This window comes from Nocardiopsis protaetiae, assembly GCF_045446735.1.
Taxonomy (GTDB): domain Bacteria; phylum Actinomycetota; class Actinomycetes; order Streptosporangiales; family Streptosporangiaceae; genus Nocardiopsis; species Nocardiopsis protaetiae.
The window spans coordinates 1-17640 of the sequence record NZ_JBJJBV010000015.1 but is presented as its reverse complement, the minus strand read 5'-3'; the positions used below and the strand labels follow the sequence as shown (position 1 = coordinate 17640).

General features: G+C 72.5%; 19 protein-coding genes. 8 read left to right on the top strand and 11 right to left on the bottom strand.

Annotated elements, in window-relative coordinates:
• Positions 1–6: 6 nt before the first annotated feature.
• Positions 7–408, bottom strand: a complete 402-nt coding sequence (locus ACJOT3_RS04045) for a MerR family transcriptional regulator (protein WP_406968890.1) — start codon at positions 406–408, stop codon at positions 7–9.
• 161 nt (positions 409–569) lie between these two features.
• Here ACJOT3_RS04045 and ACJOT3_RS04040 point away from each other — a divergent pair, with 161 nt between their 5' ends.
• Entirely contained in the window at positions 570–1283 is a 714-nt protein-coding gene (locus ACJOT3_RS04040; RefSeq protein WP_406968888.1) for an SDR family oxidoreductase, read from the top strand.
• Positions 1284–1367: 84 nt separating this feature from the next.
• Here the strand turns inward: ACJOT3_RS04040 and ACJOT3_RS04035 are convergent, their stop codons facing one another.
• The 3 genes from ACJOT3_RS04035 to ACJOT3_RS04025 form a co-directional block, all read right to left on the bottom strand.
• Complete coding sequence (locus ACJOT3_RS04035; protein WP_406968886.1) at positions 1368–3347, bottom strand: hypothetical protein; 1980 nt, start codon at positions 3345–3347, stop codon at positions 1368–1370.
• A 646-nt stretch (positions 3348–3993) separates the two neighbouring features.
• On the bottom strand, positions 3994–4599 hold the full coding sequence (locus ACJOT3_RS04030) for a hypothetical protein (RefSeq protein WP_406968884.1): 606 nt from the start codon (positions 4597–4599) through the stop codon (positions 3994–3996).
• A 23-nt stretch (positions 4600–4622) separates the two neighbouring features.
• Positions 4623–5054 (bottom strand): DoxX family protein, encoded by a 432-nt coding sequence (locus ACJOT3_RS04025; protein ID WP_406968882.1) that lies wholly within the window; start codon positions 5052–5054, stop codon positions 4623–4625.
• 160 nt (positions 5055–5214) lie between these two features.
• Here ACJOT3_RS04025 and ACJOT3_RS04020 point away from each other — a divergent pair, with 160 nt between their 5' ends.
• From ACJOT3_RS04020 to ACJOT3_RS04000, 5 genes are all read left to right on the top strand, one after another.
• Positions 5215–5793, top strand: a complete 579-nt coding sequence (locus ACJOT3_RS04020) for a TetR/AcrR family transcriptional regulator (RefSeq protein WP_406968880.1) — start codon at positions 5215–5217, stop codon at positions 5791–5793.
• Positions 5794–6311: 518 nt separating this feature from the next.
• The gene (locus tag ACJOT3_RS04015; protein WP_406968878.1) at positions 6312–6629 is read left to right on the top strand and encodes a hypothetical protein; all 318 of its coding nucleotides are present in this window, start codon (positions 6312–6314) and stop codon (positions 6627–6629) included.
• A 415-nt stretch (positions 6630–7044) separates the two neighbouring features.
• Positions 7045–7653 carry a dihydrofolate reductase family protein gene (locus ACJOT3_RS04010; RefSeq protein WP_406968876.1) on the top strand — a complete coding sequence of 203 codons (609 nt, stop codon included), beginning with the start codon at positions 7045–7047 and terminating at the stop codon, positions 7651–7653.
• A 134-nt stretch (positions 7654–7787) separates the two neighbouring features.
• A complete protein-coding gene (locus tag ACJOT3_RS04005; protein ID WP_406968874.1) occupies positions 7788–8690 on the top strand; it encodes an aminoglycoside phosphotransferase family protein in 903 nt (300 codons plus the stop codon).
• Between the two features lie 526 nt (positions 8691–9216).
• Positions 9217–9384, top strand: a complete 168-nt coding sequence (locus ACJOT3_RS04000; RefSeq protein WP_406968872.1) for a DUF397 domain-containing protein — start codon at positions 9217–9219, stop codon at positions 9382–9384.
• 323 nt (positions 9385–9707) lie between these two features.
• Here the strand turns inward: ACJOT3_RS04000 and mgrA are convergent, their stop codons facing one another.
• The 7 genes from mgrA to ACJOT3_RS03965 form a co-directional block, all read right to left on the bottom strand.
• On the bottom strand, positions 9708–10748 hold the full coding sequence (gene mgrA / locus ACJOT3_RS03995; protein ID WP_406968870.1) for an L-glyceraldehyde 3-phosphate reductase: 1041 nt from the start codon (positions 10746–10748) through the stop codon (positions 9708–9710).
• 123 nt (positions 10749–10871) lie between these two features.
• A complete protein-coding gene (locus tag ACJOT3_RS03990) occupies positions 10872–11300 on the bottom strand; it encodes an HIT family protein (protein ID WP_406968868.1) in 429 nt (142 codons plus the stop codon).
• Between the two features lie 72 nt (positions 11301–11372).
• Positions 11373–12392 (bottom strand): LLM class flavin-dependent oxidoreductase, encoded by a 1020-nt coding sequence (locus ACJOT3_RS03985; protein ID WP_406968866.1) that lies wholly within the window; start codon positions 12390–12392, stop codon positions 11373–11375.
• 66 nt (positions 12393–12458) lie between these two features.
• A complete protein-coding gene (locus ACJOT3_RS03980) occupies positions 12459–12833 on the bottom strand; it encodes a hypothetical protein (protein WP_406968864.1) in 375 nt (124 codons plus the stop codon).
• Complete coding sequence (locus ACJOT3_RS03975; RefSeq protein WP_406968862.1) at positions 12830–13117, bottom strand: aromatic acid exporter family protein; 288 nt, start codon at positions 13115–13117, stop codon at positions 12830–12832. Before ACJOT3_RS03975 ends, ACJOT3_RS03980 begins: the two co-directional genes overlap by 4 nt.
• A 7-nt stretch (positions 13118–13124) precedes the next feature.
• Positions 13125–13967 carry a SigB/SigF/SigG family RNA polymerase sigma factor gene (locus ACJOT3_RS03970; RefSeq protein ID WP_406968860.1) on the bottom strand — a complete coding sequence of 281 codons (843 nt, stop codon included), beginning with the start codon at positions 13965–13967 and terminating at the stop codon, positions 13125–13127.
• 467 nt (positions 13968–14434) lie between these two features.
• Complete coding sequence (locus tag ACJOT3_RS03965) at positions 14435–14857, bottom strand: CBS domain-containing protein (protein ID WP_406968858.1); 423 nt, start codon at positions 14855–14857, stop codon at positions 14435–14437.
• 184 nt (positions 14858–15041) lie between these two features.
• Between ACJOT3_RS03965 and ACJOT3_RS03960 the strand changes: the two genes are divergently transcribed.
• A complete protein-coding gene (locus ACJOT3_RS03960; protein WP_406968856.1) occupies positions 15042–16688 on the top strand; it encodes a carbamoyltransferase family protein in 1647 nt (548 codons plus the stop codon).
• Between the two features lie 87 nt (positions 16689–16775).
• A complete protein-coding gene (locus tag ACJOT3_RS03955) occupies positions 16776–17630 on the top strand; it encodes an SDR family oxidoreductase (RefSeq protein WP_406968854.1) in 855 nt (284 codons plus the stop codon).
• Positions 17631–17640 lie beyond the last annotated feature (10 nt).

The window sequence follows — 17640 nt, the reverse complement described above, 5'->3', positions numbered from 1 at the left end:
GAAGGGTCAGGGGGCGGCGGGCGAGGTTTCGCGCAGCGCGGGGCAGTGCTCGGGATCGGGGTGCACGGTGAGCGCGATGACCTGGTCGAGGCGGCGGCCGGCCTCTTCGAGTTCGGCGATGCTCGTGGAGATGCGGGCCCGTTCGGCGCGCAGACGCTCCAGCACGCCCGGCTGCGCGCGCCCGGCGTCGACGCTGGGCAGGATCGCGGCGATGGTGCGGCTGTTCAGCCCCGCCGCGAAGAACTGCCGGATGACCTGGACCCGTTCGACCGCCGACTCCGGGTAGACCCGCTGTCCGCTCGACGTGCGCTCCGGGGTGAGGAGCCCCTGCTCCTCGTAGTAGCGAAGGGCCCGGGTGCTCACCTTCGCCCGTTCCGCAAGCGTGCCGATGCGCATGGAACCGCCCATGGTCTCCCCGCCCCTTTGATGTGGATCACAGCCCGCGGGCTTGCCCTTGACGTCAACGTCAAGTTCTAGCGTGACCGGGTGAGGAGGCATTCCCGCGGGCCGCGACCGGCCCGGGTGCCGGACCTCGTGCACACCCGCGCACACAACACTCGGGGGAACCCATGGACATCACCGGCTCCGTCGCTCTGGTCACCGGAGCGAACCGCGGTATCGGCCGCCGCTTCGTCGACGAACTCCTGGACCGCGGGGCCGCGAAGGTCTACGCCGCGGCCCGCCGTCCCGGGACCGTCGAGGTCTCCGACCCCCGGGTCGAGGTGCTGCGCCTGGATCTGCTGGACGCGGACTCGGTGTCGCGGGCGGCGGCGCAGGCCCGCGACGTCACCCTGCTCGTCAACAACGCCGGGATCGCCACCAGGGTGGACCTGGTGACGGGCGACCCGGACGCGATCCGCCTTGAGCTCGACACCCATTTCTTCGGCACGCTCGGTGTGATCCGGGCGTTCGCGCCCGTGCTCGCGGCGAACGGCGGGGGAGCGGTGGTGAACGTGCTGTCGGCGCTCTCGTGGTTCACGACCGCGGGCGCGGGCGCCTACGCCGTGGCCAAGGCCGCCGCCTGGAGCATGACCAACGGTGTCCGCCTCGATCTGGCCGGCCAGGGGACCCTGGTGCAGGGTGTCCACCTGGGGGCGGCCGACACCGACATGATGGCCGGCTACGACGTTCCCAAGATCGACCCGGTGGACGTGGCCCGGGCCAGCCTGGACGGTGTGGCGTCGGGTGCGATCGAGGTGCTGGTCGATGACGCGAGCCGTTTCGTGAAGGCGTCGCTGGCGCAGGACCCCGCCGGGTTCTACGCGCAGGCGCTGGGGGCGTGAGGGCGGTGCGGGCCCGGCGTCCCCCGGGGCGGTGAACGCGGCCGGGGGCGGACAGCGGTCGTTCGCCCCCTGGTCCGCCCGGGGTCACTCCTGGAGCCGGGATCGGATCTCGTGGAGTTCGGCGCGCAGCCGTGCCGCGTGTTCGGGCCCGAGCCGGACGGGCCGGGCCTGGTCGGGGTGGTCCAGGACCGACGACTCCTCGGCCAGGCGCAGAACCGCGAGACGTGCCCGGGGCGGGAGCTCCTCGTCGCGGGCGACGCGCAGTGCGGCCTCCAGCGCCCGTACGGAATTCCCGCGGAAGTGGTGCGCCCACAGGCCCGAGCCGCTCTCTTGCAGGCAGACCGCGGCGGTCGCGAACCCGCGGCGCACGAAAGGCGGCCGTTCGGGGGCCTCCAGGAGCGATGCGCAGGCGGCCGCGACCGGGGGGATGCCGCGCAGGCGGGCGCGCACCAGGGACAGGGCGTGCGCCGCGGCCTGGGTGCCCTTGGTGCCGCCGTGCGCGTGGGGGAGGAGCTCGGCCTCCGCGGCCGTGTCGGCGTCCCGGCCGCGGTCGACCGCACCGAGCAGGAGCAGGCGGACGGGCAGCGACCACTGGCGCTTGTCGCGCAGCACGGCGTCGACGACCCTGCCGGCGGCGCCGTCGCCCAGGCGGGTCAGGGCCGCCGCGTACGTCACGACGGCGGGCGGGGCGCTGGTGTAGGGGCCCGGCTTGACGAAGAGGCGCTTGCGCCAGGTGCGGGCGAACGGCACGAGGTCCTGCGGGCGCAGGGCGTCCGCGCCGTGGAGGAGTTCGAGGAGGACGGCGAGCGCGGGCTCGGAGAGGTCCTCGCGTGCCAGGGCCGCCCGCAGGCCTTCCAGGTGCCGGGCGACGACGGCCTCGCGCAGTTCGACCGCGGCGTTCCGGCCGGGCCGGTGCTCGGGGTCGAACCCGGGGCTCGGGGGCAGGCCGGCGGCGGCGCGCACCTCGTCGACGGCGTCGGGCCAGGCGGCGGTGGCCGCCAGGACCTCGGGGGAGGGCGTGGCGGGGGACCCGGGGCGCGGGGTGTCGGCGGCGATCGGGGAGCGGGTCCAGCGGTCGGCGATGACGACCCGCAGCCAGAGCGGAACCCGTTCGTCGCGCAGGGCGGACAGGGCGTGGACGCGGGTGGGTTCGCCGAAGCGGGCGACCAGGCGGGCGGCGACCTCCTGAACGCGGGACGCGGTGTTCTCGCCGCCCGCGGCCCTGATGTCCTCGGCGAGGTCGACGGCGGCGGACACGGGGTTCGCGCCGTCGGCGGCGACCAGGTCGAGGAAGGTGGCGACCTGGCGTCCTTCCAGGGCGGCGGCGCGGGCGGCCCGCATCGCTGCCGGGTCCTTCCACCGGTTGAGCACGCGGGCGTCGGCGCGGCCCAGCTCGGCCAGGACGGTGGCCGCCGGGCGGGCCCGGGGATGGTCGGCCTCCAGGGCGTGGGCGACCAGGGCCGAGGCCTCGTCGCCGTGGGGGTGGAGGGCGTCGAGGCCGTCGGGGGAGAGGACGACGTTCAGGTCGGCGGGGGTGAGGGCGCCGCGCAGGCGCAGTGCCCGGGCGGCGGGGACGAGGAGGTCGCGCAGGCCGGGGTGGGCGATGAGCGCGTGGAGGAGTTCCTCCTCGCCGTCGCGGAAGGGGACCGGCCCGGACCGGTCGTCGCCCAGGACCTCCAGGCGGATACGCCACTGGTCGGTGGACTCGGGGTCGGCGCGACGGGGTGCGGCGTCGCGGCGGAGCACGAACACCTCGGTGTCGCTGCGCCCGCCCAGGACGGCGAACCCGTGCGGTTCCAGGAGGGAGAGGGCACGGGCGACGGCGGTGCGGTCACCGCCGAAGTAGACGCGCTGGGGGCGGACGAGGGCGCCGGTGCGGTCGAAGCCGCCGGCCTGGGTGTGCCAGCCGAGGTAGGGGTGGGAGTCGGGGAGGCCGCGGCGTTCGCGCTCGGCTCTGGCGTGGTCGTGCACTTCGTCCTGCGTGACCAGGTGGCGGCCGGGTTCGACGAAGAGGACTCCCGGGGCCCGGTGCAGGGTGTCGAGGATGAGGCTGCGGTCCGACATGGGATGGACCTTAGCGGGGGCGGGGGACAGTGCCGCTGTTCCTCGGTTCGGGCGGGGGTGTGTTCCCGGGGTGAGGGGTTTCTCCGTGCGTCGGCGGTGGCCCGAACATCCCGACGTGTGTCCTCGGCGTGCGGGGCCTCCCGTGTGCTGCCGGGCGCGGAGGCGGGGTGTGTTCCCTGCGCCCGGGGTTTCCTCGTGTGTTGGGAGGGCGGTCTGAATACCCCGGCGTGTGTCCTGGCGGGTCATGTCCCCCGGAGCGGTGTAACTTTCGCGCGGGTGTCTCCTTGCAGGTCATCGCGATAGGTGGCTGACACCTGGCGGCCATCACGTGCTGGGGCCCGCCGACCGTGGTGGAAGGGGGACCGCCCAAGGCGGCGGGACACCGACCGGGCGGACGTCGGCAACGCGCATCCGTGAGGACAGGGCGGGAAAAGTTACACCACTCGGTGGGACGCCATCGTCGGATGCCTCGCGGTCGGTCGGGTGTCGGCACGGTGGCTTTGGGGAAATCTATGTCGTAAAGGTAGGGGTTCTGGATACTCCTCACACACTGACGATCTCGTCCCCGGGACCACCGGATGGACTCTCCGAGCCCGGTACCCGTTCCCTCGGGCGGCCGAAGGACGGCCGTCGGCCGTGGTCGCGGCTACCGGTCTTTGAGGTGTGCGATCCAGCTGTCGAAGGGGTCGGGGTCGGCCGCCCGCCAGTGCTCGGGCACCTCGACGTCGAACTCCGCCTCGACCCAGGCCCGGAAGGGTGCGAGGGCCTGGACCGCGTCCTCCTCGTCCGGTGGTTCGGCCAGGAATTCGGGATAGGCGATGTCGGTGTATCCGATCGCGATGAGTCGCAGGAAGTCGATGGCGGAGTCGGCCAGCAGGAACGCGGCCCCGTCCGAGCCCAGGGCGACGAACCGTGTCGTCCCGGAGTCGTTCCACAGCAGGCACTGGCTGCCGTCACCGGCGATCTCGCCCAGCGGGACGAGGTCGTCGTGGCCGGGCTCCCCGGGTTCGAACCACCCGGTCAGGCTCGCGCCGGGGGAGAACACGACGCCGAGCTGACGGTCGCCCGGGTACGGCGTGAGGAAGTGGCCGTGCTCGTTGGTGAGCCCGAAGCCCTGCGCCTCCATCCACGCCCAGGCCCGGGTCAGGGGCTCGGGGAGCGTGATCCCGGCGGGCAGGCCGGGTGTCAGCAGGTCGGTCATGCGCGGCATGGGCGGGCTCCCGTGGGTGGGCGGCGGGGTCGGGTCGGTCACGTGGAGTATGCCGGGTTCCGGTGTCAGGAGCGGGGCGTGATGGGTGCTCTGGTGTGGCGGCCCCAGGCGACGAAGGCCGCGAGGGCGATGAGCACGACGTTGAACGCCACGTCCGTCTCGTCCCGGGAGAGGTGGAAGGCGATGGCGGACGCCTGGAGCGCGACGCAGCCCAGGGCGGCCAGGACGGTCAGTCTCGGCTGGATGCGGGTGAGGGCGGGGAGCAGGACGCCCAGGCCGCCGAGGACGTCGAACCCGGAGGTGGTGTAGAGCAGCGCGGGAGGGGTCTGCCCGACCCAGGGGAAGACCTCGGCGAGTTCGGCGATGGGGGTGGTGAGCTTCCAGATGCCGCCGCCGACGAAGACCAGGGCGAGGAGGATCTGGGCGGCCCAGAGCACGGCGTGGAGCGCCCGGGGCCGGGTCGTGGGGGTCGGGTGCTGTCGGGGTCCGGTCTTCATGGTGGCCTCTCCGCGGCTGTTCGGTGGGGGTGTCGGGGTGTTCAGGGGTGTCGGGGGTGGTTTCGTCCGCCTGGTTTAAAAAATAGCTCATGGGGCAGTTACTGTACAAGTCGTTCAGAAACTATCTGGGTGTGTGAGAGCGTGGGTAGGATCGACCACCATGGGAACGAAGGAGCCGGACGGCGTGGACCCGAGGGTCCTGCGGACCCGGCGCGATGTCGTCGAAGCGGCCACGGAGCTGTTCGTGACCGAGGGGTGGAGCGTGGTCACCCACGCGGAGGTCGCCAAGAGGGCGGGTTATTCCAAGGCGACCGTCTACGCGCACTGGCCGACACGCCTGGACCTGATGCGGGCGTCGATCGGCAAGATCTGCGACGAGGCCGACCACCCGGAGCCCACGGGCGACCTGCGGGCCGATCTGGTGCGGGGGCTCGTCGATTTCGCCGAGGACCTGGCCGGGGGCCACCTGGACCGGGTGTTCGGGGGGCTGCTGGAGCGGGCCGGCAACGATCCTGAGGTGGACGAGCTGCGTCGGCGGCTCTACGCGGCGGGGACCCGGTCGTTGGAGGGGGTCTTGCGGTCGCACCTGCCGGAGGAGGACGTCGAGCCGTCGTTGGCGCTGCTGGTGGGCGGGGTGCTCGCCCGGGGCGCGTTCCAGGCCCGGCCGGCGACGGAGGAGTTCGTCGAGGACCTCGTGGACCGGGTGCTGGCGTCCGCCGGCCGGAGAGAGGTGGGGTGAGCCGGGGAGGCCGGCGCCGTGTGATGTCCGGGGAGGTGGGGTCGACCGGTGCGCGGCTCGTCGCCGGCCGGGCCCTCGACATCGCGTGATGCCTGGGGAGGTTGTGGTCGGCTCGGGTGCGCCGGGGTTGTTCGGCGGTAGCCCTGCGTGAGTGAGGCGGGCCGGGGGCGGTCGTGGTTCGCGGGCGGTGTCCACTTCGGCGGGAGCCGTGCGCGTGGGGAGGTGCGGAGCCGGGGTGTTCGCGGGGGTCGTGAGTCCTGTACGGGTGAGGGTCGGCCTGTCGGGCCGAGGCGTTCGCATCGTCGCCGGGGCGGACGGTGCACCTGCGGGGGCGGCCTGTCGGGCACCGGTGGGTGCGGGGGCTGGTCGATTTCTCCGGGTGAAGTCCGTGTGTACGGGAATTGAGGCCTATGCCACGTGACCCCCAACTTCGGACTTCGGGTGGTGTGCTGCACACTGATGGGCATCAGTTTTTCGCGCTGCCCGCTCCGGCGCCCTCTTGAGAGGCATCCCCCATGATGACGCGAACGCTTTTCCCGACCGCGGCCGCGGCCGTTCTCCTGCTCACCGGGTGCGGATCCCCGTCCGGTGAGGACGCGCACAGGGCCGCGGCGGCCGCGGCCCTGGGCAGGGATCAGATCACCGACAAGACGTGGGCGGACATCCAGAGCTCCGCCGAACAGATCTGTGCCGAGGAGAAGGGTGTGTTCGCGCTGGCGACCACGATGAGCGCCGCCGATGAGGCCGACCTCGCGTTGCGCAGGGTGAACGTCGAGCACGTGTGCCCGGAGAGGTCGGGGGAGTTGGACGAGGCCCTCGCCGGGCAGTCCGGTTGAGGGAACGGCGGACTTCGTCCGGGGGTTCTCCGTGATCCTCCCAGGGCGCCTCGGGGCAGTGCGCTCCGGGGCGCTCTGCCGTTCGCGGGGGTCGACGGCCCCGAGGTAGGTCCGGGGAACCGCGGGTCCGGGGTCCGGGGCCCAGAGTCCGGGAAGGCCCGGGTTCGTGTGCCGGTCGTGTATCGGCCGTGCGCGAGTGTCGGCTGTGGCTGTGGCTGTGGCTGTGGCTGTGGCTGTGGCTGCGGGCGCGGCTGCGGGTGCGTGCAGGCGTGCACCGCGGGTGCCCTGCCGGGGTCGTGGCGGTTCGTCGGTGGTCGGGGGGATGATCGTGTTCGGTGTCGAGTCATCGGTGTCCGGGCCGTCCCGCTCCGCTCTACTCGCGGGTGCGGTGGCTCCGGCGGAGGAGGGTGCGGCGATGTCCAAGGTGACCTGTGATCTCTCGATCTCGGCGGACGGCTGTTCGGCCGGACACGGCCAGAGCGAAGAACGGCCGTTCGGTGACGACGGCGGTGATGGCTCGGGGGCGAAGCTGCACGCCTGGATGTTCGAGACCCCGGAGGAGAACCGGGCCGAGCTCGCGCGGATGGGTGCGGCCGGGGCGTTCATCATGGGGCGGAACATGTTCGGTCCGGTGCGCGGTGCGTGGGATCGGGACTGGAACGGGTGGTGGGGCGAGGATCCGCCGTTCCACGCGCCGGTGTTCGTGCTCACCCACCATCGGCGTGATCCGCAGCCGATGGCGGGCGGCACCACGTTCCACTTCGTCACCGACGGGATCGGGTCCGCGCTGGAGCGGGCGCGTGAGGCCGCGGGGGAGAGGGATGTGGCGGTCCAGGGTGGGGCCACCACGGTCAACCAGTACCTGGCCGCGGGGCTGATCGATGAGTTGCGGCTGCACATCGCGCCGGTGGTGTTCGGTGCCGGGACGCGGTTGTTCGAGGGCGTCGGGCCGCTGGGTCTGGAGCAGGTGGAGTCGCGGGCGGCGACCGGGGTGACGCATGTGACGTACCGGGTGGTGAAGTAGCGGCCTGTGGGGTGGCGGGTGCTCCGCCGACCGGGGGCGTGGAAAAGCGGGTGGCGGGGTGGTGGGTGCCGCGCCGTCCGGGGAGGTGTGGAAATTCGGGTGCCCTGCGGGTGGCGGTTGGTCAGACTGGGCCGATGCGCATGCACAGGGATCAGCTCGTCGTCACCCCGGAGACCGCCGCGCGGCTCATCGCCGACGGGTTTCCGCGCTGGGCCGGGCTGCCGCTCGTTCCGGTCCTTCCCGGGGGCACGGTCAACGCGGTGTTCCTCGTGGGGGAGGAGCTCGTCGCCCGGTTCCCTCTACAGCCGGCGGATCCCGAGGTGGCGCTCCGTGCCCTGAAGGACGAGGCCGAGGCGGCCCGGGAGCTTGTGGGCCGCACTCGTTTCCCGACCCCCGAACCCGTGGCGATCGGTGCGCCGGGGGAGGGGTACCCGATGCCGTGGAGTGTGCAGACGCGGTTGTCCGGGGTGCCCGCCGACCGGGTCGAGGCCGGGGGCGGGGTCGGTTTCGCGGTGGATCTGGCCGAGTTCGTGCGGGGTGTGCGTGCGATCGACACCCGGGGGCGGGTGTTCGCCGGGTCGGGGCGCGGGGGCCGCATCGCCGATCACGACGGTTGGGTGCGCACCTGCCTGGAGCGTTCGGAGGGGATGGTGGACGTGTCCCGGCTGCGGCGGTTGTGGGAGGAGCGGTTGCGTGATCTACCGCGGGGGAGCGTGCCGGATGTGATGACGCACGGGGATCTCATGCCCGGCAATCTGCTGGTGCGGGAGGGGCGCCTGGTGGGTGTGGTGGACGTGGGTGGTCTGGGTCCGGCCGATCCCGCGCTGGATCTGCTGTGCGCCTGGGATGTGCTGGAGGCGGGTCCCCGGCTGGTGTTCCGGGAGGCGCTGGGGGTCGATGACGCCGAGTGGGATCGGGGGCGGGCGTGGGCGTTCGAGCAGGCTTTGGGGTTGGTCCGGTACTACCGCGACAGCAATCCGCCGATGAGTCGGATCGGTCGTCGCACGCTGCGCCGGATCCTTGAGGCCGAGGAGTGAGCCGGGCCGCGCGGGCTCCGGTGGTGGGGGAGGGGCAGGGTCGGGGACCTCTCGTCTGCCCGCCGTGGGCTCGGGGCCGGGGACCCGGCCCGGTTGCCATGCCGGAGGTCATGTCCTCTGGAGTGGTGTGACTTTCGGGCGGGCGCATTCTTGCGGGTCGTAGCGATGGCCGACCGGGGTTGGCGGGCCATCGAGTGTTGGCGGCCCGCCGATCGGGGTGGAGGCCCGCCGACCGGGACGGAGGTGTCGCCGGAGACGGCGGCGCACCGGTCCGGCGGATACCGTCGGCGTGCGTCCGTGGGAACAGGGCCGGGAAAGCCGTACCACCGGGAAAGTCGCACCACTGGGTGGGACACCATCGTGCCGGACCTCGGCTGTGCGCGGGTGTGCGGTGGCCGGGGCCGACCCTGCGTGCGGTTTTCGAGGTCGTTCGGCTCCTGTGCGGATGCAGGGGTGTTCTGTCGCTCAATGGGAAGCAAGGTGTACAAGTAGGTCGAAGCTGCCAAAGAGCGCGAAGGGGATATCAATGGGCGAATGGCGCAAGAGCACCTACAGCAACTGTGAGGGCAACTGCGTGGAGGTCCGGGAGGGCGCCCGTGGTGCGGACGTCCGGGACACCCGGCACCGCGAGGCCGGACATCTCTCCTTCGACCCGGTGGAGTGGTCCGCGCTCCTGTACTCCGTGGCCCGCTGACCCACAGCCCCACCGCCTCACCGCCCCGGCGGCTCGCAGCGGCGGACCTGCCGAGCCCGCCGCCCCCGCCTCCTGCCCGGGGCCGCCGGCGGCGTCGGACCGCTGGGCACTCGCCCCTCCCGGGATCTCGTGCGCGACCGCGACACCCCGGTGATCATCGGCTCCGACATGCCCCGCACCCGGTTCCTCCCGCCGCGCCGCCGTCGAGGTCGGTACGCTGTGCGGGGCGGCCGCGCCGACCGGTCCGTGACCGGCGCGGCCGCCCCCACCTGGGCGGTTCCCGACTTGGGCGGCTCTCCGATCCCGCCGCCCCGGCCCCTCCGTTACAGGGTGCCGTTGCGGGCCTCGCGCCACAGGTCCACGCCGCCGTCGATCGCGTGCCCGTCGATCGCCGCCAGCTCCTGGTCGGTGAATTCCAGGTTCCCCAGCGCCGCCACGTTCTGCTCCAGCTGCGCCACCGACGACGCCCCGATGACCAGCGACGTCACCCGCGGGTCGCGCAGGGCCCAGGCCAGCGCCATCTGCGCGAGGGTCTGTCCGCGCCCGGCGGCGATGTCGTTGAGCGCCCGCAGGTGCCCCAGCGTCTCCTGCGAGAGCCATCCGGTGTCGAAGGACTTGTCCTGGGTGGCCCGCGACCCCTCCGGCACGCCGTCCAGGTACCTGCCGGTGAGCAGTCCCTGGGCGAGCGCGGTGAATCCGATGACGCCCACGCCCAGGTCGCCGACGGTGTCGAGCAGCCCCTCGGTCTCGATCCACCGGTTGAGCATCGAGTACGAGGGCTGGTGGATGAGCAGCGGTGTGCCCAGGTCGCGGAGGATCCCGTAGGCCTGGCGGGTGCGTTCGGCGTCGTAGGAGGAGATGCCGACGTAGAGGGCCTTGCCCTGGCGTACGGCGGTGTCCAGCGCCCCCATGGTCTCCTCTAGGGGGGTGGAGCCGTCCAGGCGGTGGGAGTAGAAGATGTCGACGTAGTCCAGCCCCATGCGCTTCAGGGACTGGTCGAGGGAGGCCAGCACGTATTTGCGGGAGCCGCCGCCCTGGCCGTAGGGGCCGGGCCACATGTCCCAGCCGGCCTTGGTGGAGATGACCATCTCGTCGCGGTAGGGGGTGAAGTCCTCGCGCATGAGGCGGCCGAAGTTGATCTCGGCGGCGCCGTAGGGCGGGCCGTAGTTGTTGGCCAGGTCGTGGTGGGTGATGCCCAGGTCGAAGGCGCGGCGGGCGATGGCGCGCTGGGTCTCGAAGGGGCGGTCGTCGCCGAAGTTGTGCCAGTAGCCCAGGGACAGCGCGGGCAGGTCCAGGCCGGAGCGGCCGGTGCGCCGGTAGAGCATGGTGCCGTCGTAGCGTTCGGGTGCGGCGACGTAGGTCATCGTGCGGGCTTTCTGGTGTGGCCGGTGTGGGTGTGTCGCCGGTGGGCGACGGGTTCCACTCTGCTCTCACCTGCGTCTTGTTGTCCAACAGGTGATTGTGGACCGATTGAGAAGTCGTGTTTCTCAGTGGGGGGTGACGGCCTCGGGGTGCCCGAGTTCGGTCAGTGCCCGGCGCAGCTTCTGTGCGGCGTCTTCGAGGGCGTCCTGGTCCTGTTCGACGGCCACGTCGGTGACGTCCAGGTCTTGGAGCCTCCACAGCGGTGACACGTGGATGTGCAGGTGGGGGACTTCGAGTCCGGCGATGAGGTACCCGGCGCGCGGGGAGTCGAACGCCTTCTTGACGGCCTGTCCGATGTGCTGGGCCACGCGGGTGCAGTGGGCGAGCAGGTCGGGGTCGGCGGTGGTCCAGTCGTCGACCTCGGCGCGGGGGACGACGAGGGTGTGGCCGGGGTTGAGGGGGGCGATGGTGAGGAAGGCGACCGCCACCGGGTCCTCCCAGACGAAGCGGCCGGGTAGTTCGCGTTCGATGATGCGGGTGAACAGGGTCGGCACGGGGTCGCCTTTCCGGGTCGTGGTGCGGGGTCCTCTCCCAGGGGCGCGGACCCCTCGGAGAGGACCACGTTCTCACGTCCGGGCGGGCCTCCAGCCCAACAGGGGTGCGAGCCGCCGGGCGATGTCGGTGAGGATCTGTGCGTAGTCCTCGTGGTCGAAGGTGAACGGCAGGGCGAACGCCACCTCCTGGACCTGCTGGAAGGCCGGGTCGGCGTGCAGGTGTTCGGCGATCTGCTCGGCGGGGCCGACCAGGTCGGGGGCGAACAGGATGCGTGCCGGGCCCTGCGGCTCGCGGGTGCGGGGCAGGCGGGCGTCGGCGTAGGCCCGGTACTTGGCCTTCTGTTCGGCGGTGGCCCCGTCGGTGGGGATCACCACCAGTCCCTGGGAGACGCGGGCGCGCTCGCCCAGCGGGTGGATTTTGCGGAACCGGCGGATGTGGGAGGCCTGGACGCGGGCGAAGTCGTCGTCCTCCTCCCCGTGCACCACGTTGCTGCTGAGCAGGTGGAGTCCCTGTTCGGCGGCGCGGGTCACCGAGGACAGTCCGGCCGCGCCGTACCAGAGGCGCCCGGCCAGGCCGGGTGCGTGGGGCTGGACGCGGGCGGAGTAGGTCTCGATGCCCTCGGTGCCGGTGAACGTGGAGGCGGGCTCGCCCGCCAGGAACCGGAGCAGGCGGGCGACCCGTTCGTGGGTGAAGTCCTCCTGGTCGGCGGTGTCGGGGTAGAGGCTGTGTTTGATGTGGTCGTAGTGGGTGGGCGGGCCGACGCTGACGCCGGGGTCGAGGCGTCCGCCGGAGAGGACGTCGACGGTGGCCAGGTCCTCGGCCAGGCGGAGCGGGTTCTCCAGTCCGAGGGGGATGACGGCGGTGCCCAGGCGGATGCGGGTGGTGCGCTGGGTGGCGGCGGCCAGGACGGCGACGGGTGAGGAGATGCCGTGCTGGAGGTGGCGCTGGCGGATCCAGGCGCTGTCGAAGCCGAGCCGTTCGCCGAGTTCGATCGTGCGCAGGGTGTTCTCGTGGCCGGTGGCGGGGTCGTGTTCGTCGAAGAGTCCGATGGTGAGGAAGCCCAGTCGGGTGAGCGGGCGGTCGGAGGTCATGCTTCTCCTGCAGGGTCGTGACCGAGCGCGCGGAGCAGGCACATGGTACGCCCCGGCCCGTGGGGGTCAGTGGTGGCCCCGGGTGGAGGCGGTGAGGGCTTCGTCGGCCTCGCGCAGGTCGTCGAGGAGGCGGGCGGGGTCGTCCAGGGCGGCGACGCCGCGGGCGGTGCCGCGCAGGCGCAGGGGCGGGAGCAGGACGAGGTTGACGGCGACGCCGATCGCGGAGCCGGTGAGGACGACGGCGAGGATCTCCGCGGCCCGGGTGAGGAATTCCGGTGGGCTGTGGAGGGTGACGAAGACGGAGAAGGCGAAGAAGGCGGCGGTGGCGACCCGGGTGCCCTGGTCGCCCAGGCGGCGCCAGCGTCCGATGGCCAGGGCGGCCAGGGCCGCCAGGGCGAAGACGGCGGTGCCGGTGCCGGCCGGGATCGCCGGTGCGGTCACACCAGGGCGATGCCCAGCAGTACCGCGGCGACCATGCGCAGTGATCGGAGCAGGGAGCGGTAGAGGGTGGCCCGCACCATCAGCAGGGCTGCGAAGGGGGCGAAGGCGGGGGTGGTCGCCCGCATGAGGTCGTGGGCGGTGACCCAGGCCAGGGTGGCGGCCAGGGTCGCTTTGAGGACCAGGACGGCGGTGTCGCGTTCTCGGCCCTCGAAGGCCGGGGCCCGGCGGAACCAGCGCCGGGCCCCGGTGGGGAGGGAGGCGGGTTCCCCGGTGGGGCGGGTCACCGGGTGTTCAGGCCGTGGTGCCTGCCGTGGTGGTCTCGTCGGTCTCGGGCTCGTCGTGGTCGACGCGTTCCCTGAGCTTGCCCAGGGTGGCGGACAGCAGCCGGGAGACGTGCATCTGGGAGCAGCCGATCTCTTCGGCGATCTGGGCCTGGGTGAGGTCGTCGAAGAAGCGCAGCCGCAGCAGGATGCGTTCGCGGTCGTCCAGGCAGGTCATGGCCGGGCGCAGGGATTCGCGTTCCAGGACGAGGTCGTAGGAGTCGTCCTCGTCGCCGATGCGCTCTTCCAGGGTGGAGCCGCCTTCTTCGTCCTTGTGGTCGGGCAGGTCCAGGGACAGGGTGCTGTAGGCCTCGGAGGCCTGGAGGAGTTCTTCGACCTCCTTGCGCGGCAGGTTCATCTCCTGTGCCAGCTCCTCGGTGCGGGGTTCGCGGGCGTGGCGTTGCTGGAACTCGACGCTCACACGGTGCAGGCGGCCGCGGTGTTCCTGGTGGCGGCGGGGGACGCGGACCGCCCAGGTGTGGTCGCGGAAGTGTCGTTTGATCTCGCCGGTGACCGTGGGCAGCAGGTAGGAGATGAACTTCTTGCCCCGGTCGGGGTCGTAGCCCCGGACGGCCTTGACCAGTCCCAGGTGGGCGGTCTGGCGCAGGTCTTCGTAGGGTTCGCCGCGGCCGCTGTAGTGGCGGGCGATCCGGTAGAGCAGGGGCCGGTACAGCTCCAGGACCTGTTCTTGGAGCAGGTTCGTGTCGGGGTGGCCTTCGGGCAGGTCCCGGAGGTCTTGGAGGAGCTCCTCCGCCGAGCGCCCGTGGACGTCCTCCTCGACGGCGTGGCCGGTGGTGGTGGACGTTGCGGTCATGGCAGCGGGCATGGTGTTTCCCTCCACGTGAACGGGGAGTGGATGTGCGGCGCGGTCCGTGTCCGGGCGGAGTCCCGGTGGTGCGTGGTCCGCGTCCTTGTTGTGGACGGGCCGTCGGTCCTTCGCTGTGCGCTGTTCGTGTTGAGCGCGTCGCGGCCCTGGTCACTCGACGCCGTGAATGCGGCTTCGGAGAGTGACCCGCAGTCTCTACGTGCCCGTTCGAGTGGCGTCTATAGCGGTCGTCGGGATGTTTTCCCAAGGTTGACCGGGACGTGGCGCGTTCGGGTTAGGCCGCGGTGGTGTGGACGGTGGCCGGGTGGGTGGCGCCGGCGGCGCCGCGCACCGGCGGGCGGGTGCGGTGCGGGGAGGTGCGGGGCGTGTGGCGCGACGGCGGTGACGAAGCCGCCCGGGGGCGGGGAGCGGTCGGCCGGGGGCGGGGGTCGGGCGCCGTGCGCGGGGCCGGCGTCTCACCGGTTGGGCCGGGCCGAGCTGACGTCGGCCAGGGCCGAGTCGCGGTCGATGGCCCGTGCCAGGTCGCCCATGGTGACGACGCCCACGACGCGGTCGCCGTCCACGACGGGCAGGCGGCGTACGGCGCCTTCGCGCATGGTGTGGACGGCGTCGCGGATGTCGCTCTGCGGGGGCACGGTGGCCACGTCGGAGGTGCAGATCTCGCCGGCGGTGTGCCGGGCGGGGTCACCGCCCTGGGCCACGCAGCGCACGACCAGGTCGCGGTCGGTGAGGATGCCGACCAGGTGGCCGTTCTCGGCGACGAGGACGTCGCCGAGGTCGGAGTCGCGCATGATCTGCGCGACCTCGCTCAGGGGCGTTCGGGGCTCGACGGTGCGCACGGGTGCGGTCATCACGTCGGAGATGCTGTTGGTGGCCATGTCGGTACCTCTCCTCACGGTTCGGGAATCTCGGGTCCGCAGGGGGCCACTAGCCGGTGCGGTGCGGGGTAAACCCCGGGTCCGGTGGCCGTACCGGTGATGTTTAGGGGCTTGTTCCCACAGGTAGTCGGCTGGTTGCATCGGGCATCGTTTCGTCGGTGCGATCCGGAGGGAGGCGGAATCCATGCGTGTCCTTGGGGTCAACGCGGTCTTTCGCGATCCGGCCGCCGCCCTGGTCGTGGACGGCCGTACGGTTGCGGCCGCGGAGGAGGAGAGGTTCTCGCGGCGCAGGCACGGCAAGGACCCGGTGCCGTTCTCCACGTGGGAGCTGCCGGTGCAGGCGATGCTCTGGTGTTTGGAGGAGGGCGATCTGGCGCCGTCGGACCTGGACGTGGTGACCTACTCCTACCACCCCGACCTGGCCGACCCCGAGGGTCCGGGGCAGGACGCCGACTGGGAGCACCTGCGCCTGTTCTACGTCGAGCGGGCGGCGCACTTCCTCGCGCAGGCGCTGCCGGGGCTGGACCGGCGGCGGGTGGTGTTCGTGCCCCACCATGTGGCGCACGCAGCCTCGGCGGTGCTGGCCGCGCCGCCCTTCGAGGGTGGGCGGGACGCGGTGGTCTTCGCCGCTGACGGGCGGGGCGAGTCGACCTCCCACCTGGTCGGTGCGTCCACGGGCGGGAGGCTGGAGGTGCTGAGCCGCCAGCCTTTGCCGGACTCGCTGGGGCTGGTCTATGAGGAGCTCTCCGAGCACCTGGGGTTCGGCCGTTCGGGTGATGAGGACGAGGTGGTGGCTCTGGCCTGCAAGGGTGAGCCCTCCATGCTCGGGGTGGTGCGCGAGCACCTGCGGTTCGAGGGCGGGGGCCGTGTCCGGGCCCGTGCGCTGGAGGTGCCGTGGGATGTCCTGGCGCCGCGCCGGGACCCGGGGGCGGAGCCCGTCCAGGAGCACGCGGATCTGGCCGCGAGTGTCCAGGAGGCGCTGGAGGAGACGATCCTGGGGGTTCTGGACTGGGCCTATGAGCGGACCCGGTTGCGGCGGCTGACGATGGCGGGCGGGGTCGCGTTCAACTGCGCGGCCAACAGCCGTGTTCACCGCGATGGGCCCTTCGATGACGTGTGGGTGCAGCCCGCCGCCGGGGATGCCGGGACGGCTCTGGGCGGGGCCCTGTACGCGGCGGCCAAGGCGGGGGACGATCCGCGGCCGATGCCCGGGGCGGACCTGGGCCGGTCCTGGGACGAGCACGAGGTGGAGGCTTTGCTGTGTGATGCCGGGGTGGCCTTCGAGCGCTCCGCCGACCTGCCCGCCGCGGTCGCCGCGGCGCTGGCCGACAACGCGCTGGTCGCCTGGTTCCAGGGCCGGGCGGAGTTCGGGCCGCGGGCGTTGGGGCGCCGCTGCCTGCTGGCCCATCCGGGCGATGCCGCCAACCTCCACCGGCTGAGCCGGGTCACGGGCCGCGGGCCCTTCGGGCCGGTGTCCCCGATGGTGGTGCAGGAGCGGGCCCCGGAGATCTTCTTCGACGGGCCGCTGCCGAGCCCGTACGGGCTGTTCGCCCACCGGGTGGCCCGGCGGTGGCGCGGGCGCCTGCCCGCGGTCGTCAACGCCAACGGTACGGCCCGGGTGCAGACGGTCTCCCCGGCGAGTGATCCGCTCACCGCGCGGGTGCTGGCGGAGTTCGAGGGCCGTACCGGGCTGCCGGTGCTGGCCGGTACCGGTCTGGCCACGCCGGGGCGTCCGATGGTGGATTCTCCGTGGGACGCGCTGGAGTGCTTCGGGTCGGCGCCCGTGGACGTGCTGGCCATCGGCCCGTTCCTGGTGCGCCGCCGGCGGTGAACCCTGCGGGGGTCCGGAACCCTGCGGGGGTCCATGTGTGAGCGGTGGGGATCGGGGCAGTGGCACGCGGGAAGGGAGGGATCGGCGATGACGCGGAAACAGCCTCCGGCGCAGAGCCAGCCCTATCCGGGGCGTACCGAGCCGATGGATCCCCGGCCGCGCGACGAGATGCGCGGCTACCGGGGCAGCGGACTCCTGGAGGGCAGGCGGGCGCTGATCACCGGCGGTGACTCCGGGATCGGGCGGGCCGTTGCGGTGGCCTTCGCCAAGGAGGGCGCCGACGTGGTGTTCGGCTACCTCAGCGAGGACGCCGAGGCCCAGCACACGGTGGGCCTGGTGCAGGAGCAGGGGCGGCGCGCCGTGGGGGTGCGCGGTGACCTGGCCGATGAGGCGCACTGTGCGCACCTGGTGCGCCGGGCGGTGGAGGAGCTGGGCGGGATCGACGTCCTGGTCGAGCACGCCGCCACCCAGAAGCCGGTGAAGGACTTCACGGAGCTGACCACCGAGCAACTGCGCCGCACCTTCGACGTGAACGTCATGGGGGTGTTCTGGACGGTGCGCGAGGCCCTGCCGCACATCCCCGAGGGCGGGTCGATCATCATCACCGGGTCGATCAACGGATTGCGCGGCAATGACACGCTCATCGACTACGCGGCGAGCAAGTCCGCGGTGATGAACCTGTCGCTGTCGCTGTCGCAGACGCTCATGGAGCGCGGTATCCGGGTGAACTGTGTGGCGCCCGGGCCGGTGTGGACGCCGCTCATCCCCGCCACCCTCGGAGAAAAGGGGGCCGAGGGTTTCGGGGAGCAGGCGCCGATGGGCAGGGCGGCCGATCCGGACGAGATCGCGCCCTCCTATGTGTTCTTCGCCAGTGGGCGGCTGTCGTCGTACTACACGGGGGAGACGCTGGCGCCGACGGGCGGGGAGATCCAGGCCGGTTGACCGCGCGGGG

What these genes read in the sequence shown, in the direction of transcription:
- ACJOT3_RS04045 (WP_406968890.1), bottom strand. Translation starts at nt 408, where the DNA reads ATGGGCGGTTCCATGCGCATCGGCACGCTTGCGGAACGGGCGAAGGTG.
- ACJOT3_RS04040 (WP_406968888.1), top strand. Translation starts at nt 570, where the DNA reads ATGGACATCACCGGCTCCGTCGCTCTGGTCACCGGAGCGAACCGCGGT.
- ACJOT3_RS04035 (WP_406968886.1), bottom strand. Translation starts at nt 3,347, where the DNA reads ATGTCGGACCGCAGCCTCATCCTCGACACCCTGCACCGGGCCCCGGGA.
- ACJOT3_RS04025 (WP_406968882.1), bottom strand. Translation starts at nt 5,054, where the DNA reads ATGAAGACCGGACCCCGACAGCACCCGACCCCCACGACCCGGCCCCGG.
- ACJOT3_RS04020 (WP_406968880.1), top strand. Translation starts at nt 5,215, where the DNA reads ATGGGAACGAAGGAGCCGGACGGCGTGGACCCGAGGGTCCTGCGGACC.
- ACJOT3_RS04015 (WP_406968878.1), top strand. Translation starts at nt 6,312, where the DNA reads ATGACGCGAACGCTTTTCCCGACCGCGGCCGCGGCCGTTCTCCTGCTC.
- ACJOT3_RS04010 (WP_406968876.1), top strand. Translation starts at nt 7,045, where the DNA reads ATGTCCAAGGTGACCTGTGATCTCTCGATCTCGGCGGACGGCTGTTCG.
- ACJOT3_RS04005 (WP_406968874.1), top strand. Translation starts at nt 7,788, where the DNA reads ATGCGCATGCACAGGGATCAGCTCGTCGTCACCCCGGAGACCGCCGCG.
- ACJOT3_RS04000 (WP_406968872.1), top strand. Translation starts at nt 9,217, where the DNA reads ATGGGCGAATGGCGCAAGAGCACCTACAGCAACTGTGAGGGCAACTGC.
- mgrA (WP_406968870.1), bottom strand. Translation starts at nt 10,748, where the DNA reads ATGACCTACGTCGCCGCACCCGAACGCTACGACGGCACCATGCTCTAC.
- ACJOT3_RS03985 (WP_406968866.1), bottom strand. Translation starts at nt 12,392, where the DNA reads ATGACCTCCGACCGCCCGCTCACCCGACTGGGCTTCCTCACCATCGGA.
- ACJOT3_RS03970 (WP_406968860.1), bottom strand. Translation starts at nt 13,967, where the DNA reads ATGACCGCAACGTCCACCACCACCGGCCACGCCGTCGAGGAGGACGTC.
- ACJOT3_RS03965 (WP_406968858.1), bottom strand. Translation starts at nt 14,857, where the DNA reads ATGGCCACCAACAGCATCTCCGACGTGATGACCGCACCCGTGCGCACC.
- ACJOT3_RS03960 (WP_406968856.1), top strand. Translation starts at nt 15,042, where the DNA reads ATGCGTGTCCTTGGGGTCAACGCGGTCTTTCGCGATCCGGCCGCCGCC.
- ACJOT3_RS03955 (WP_406968854.1), top strand. Translation starts at nt 16,776, where the DNA reads ATGACGCGGAAACAGCCTCCGGCGCAGAGCCAGCCCTATCCGGGGCGT.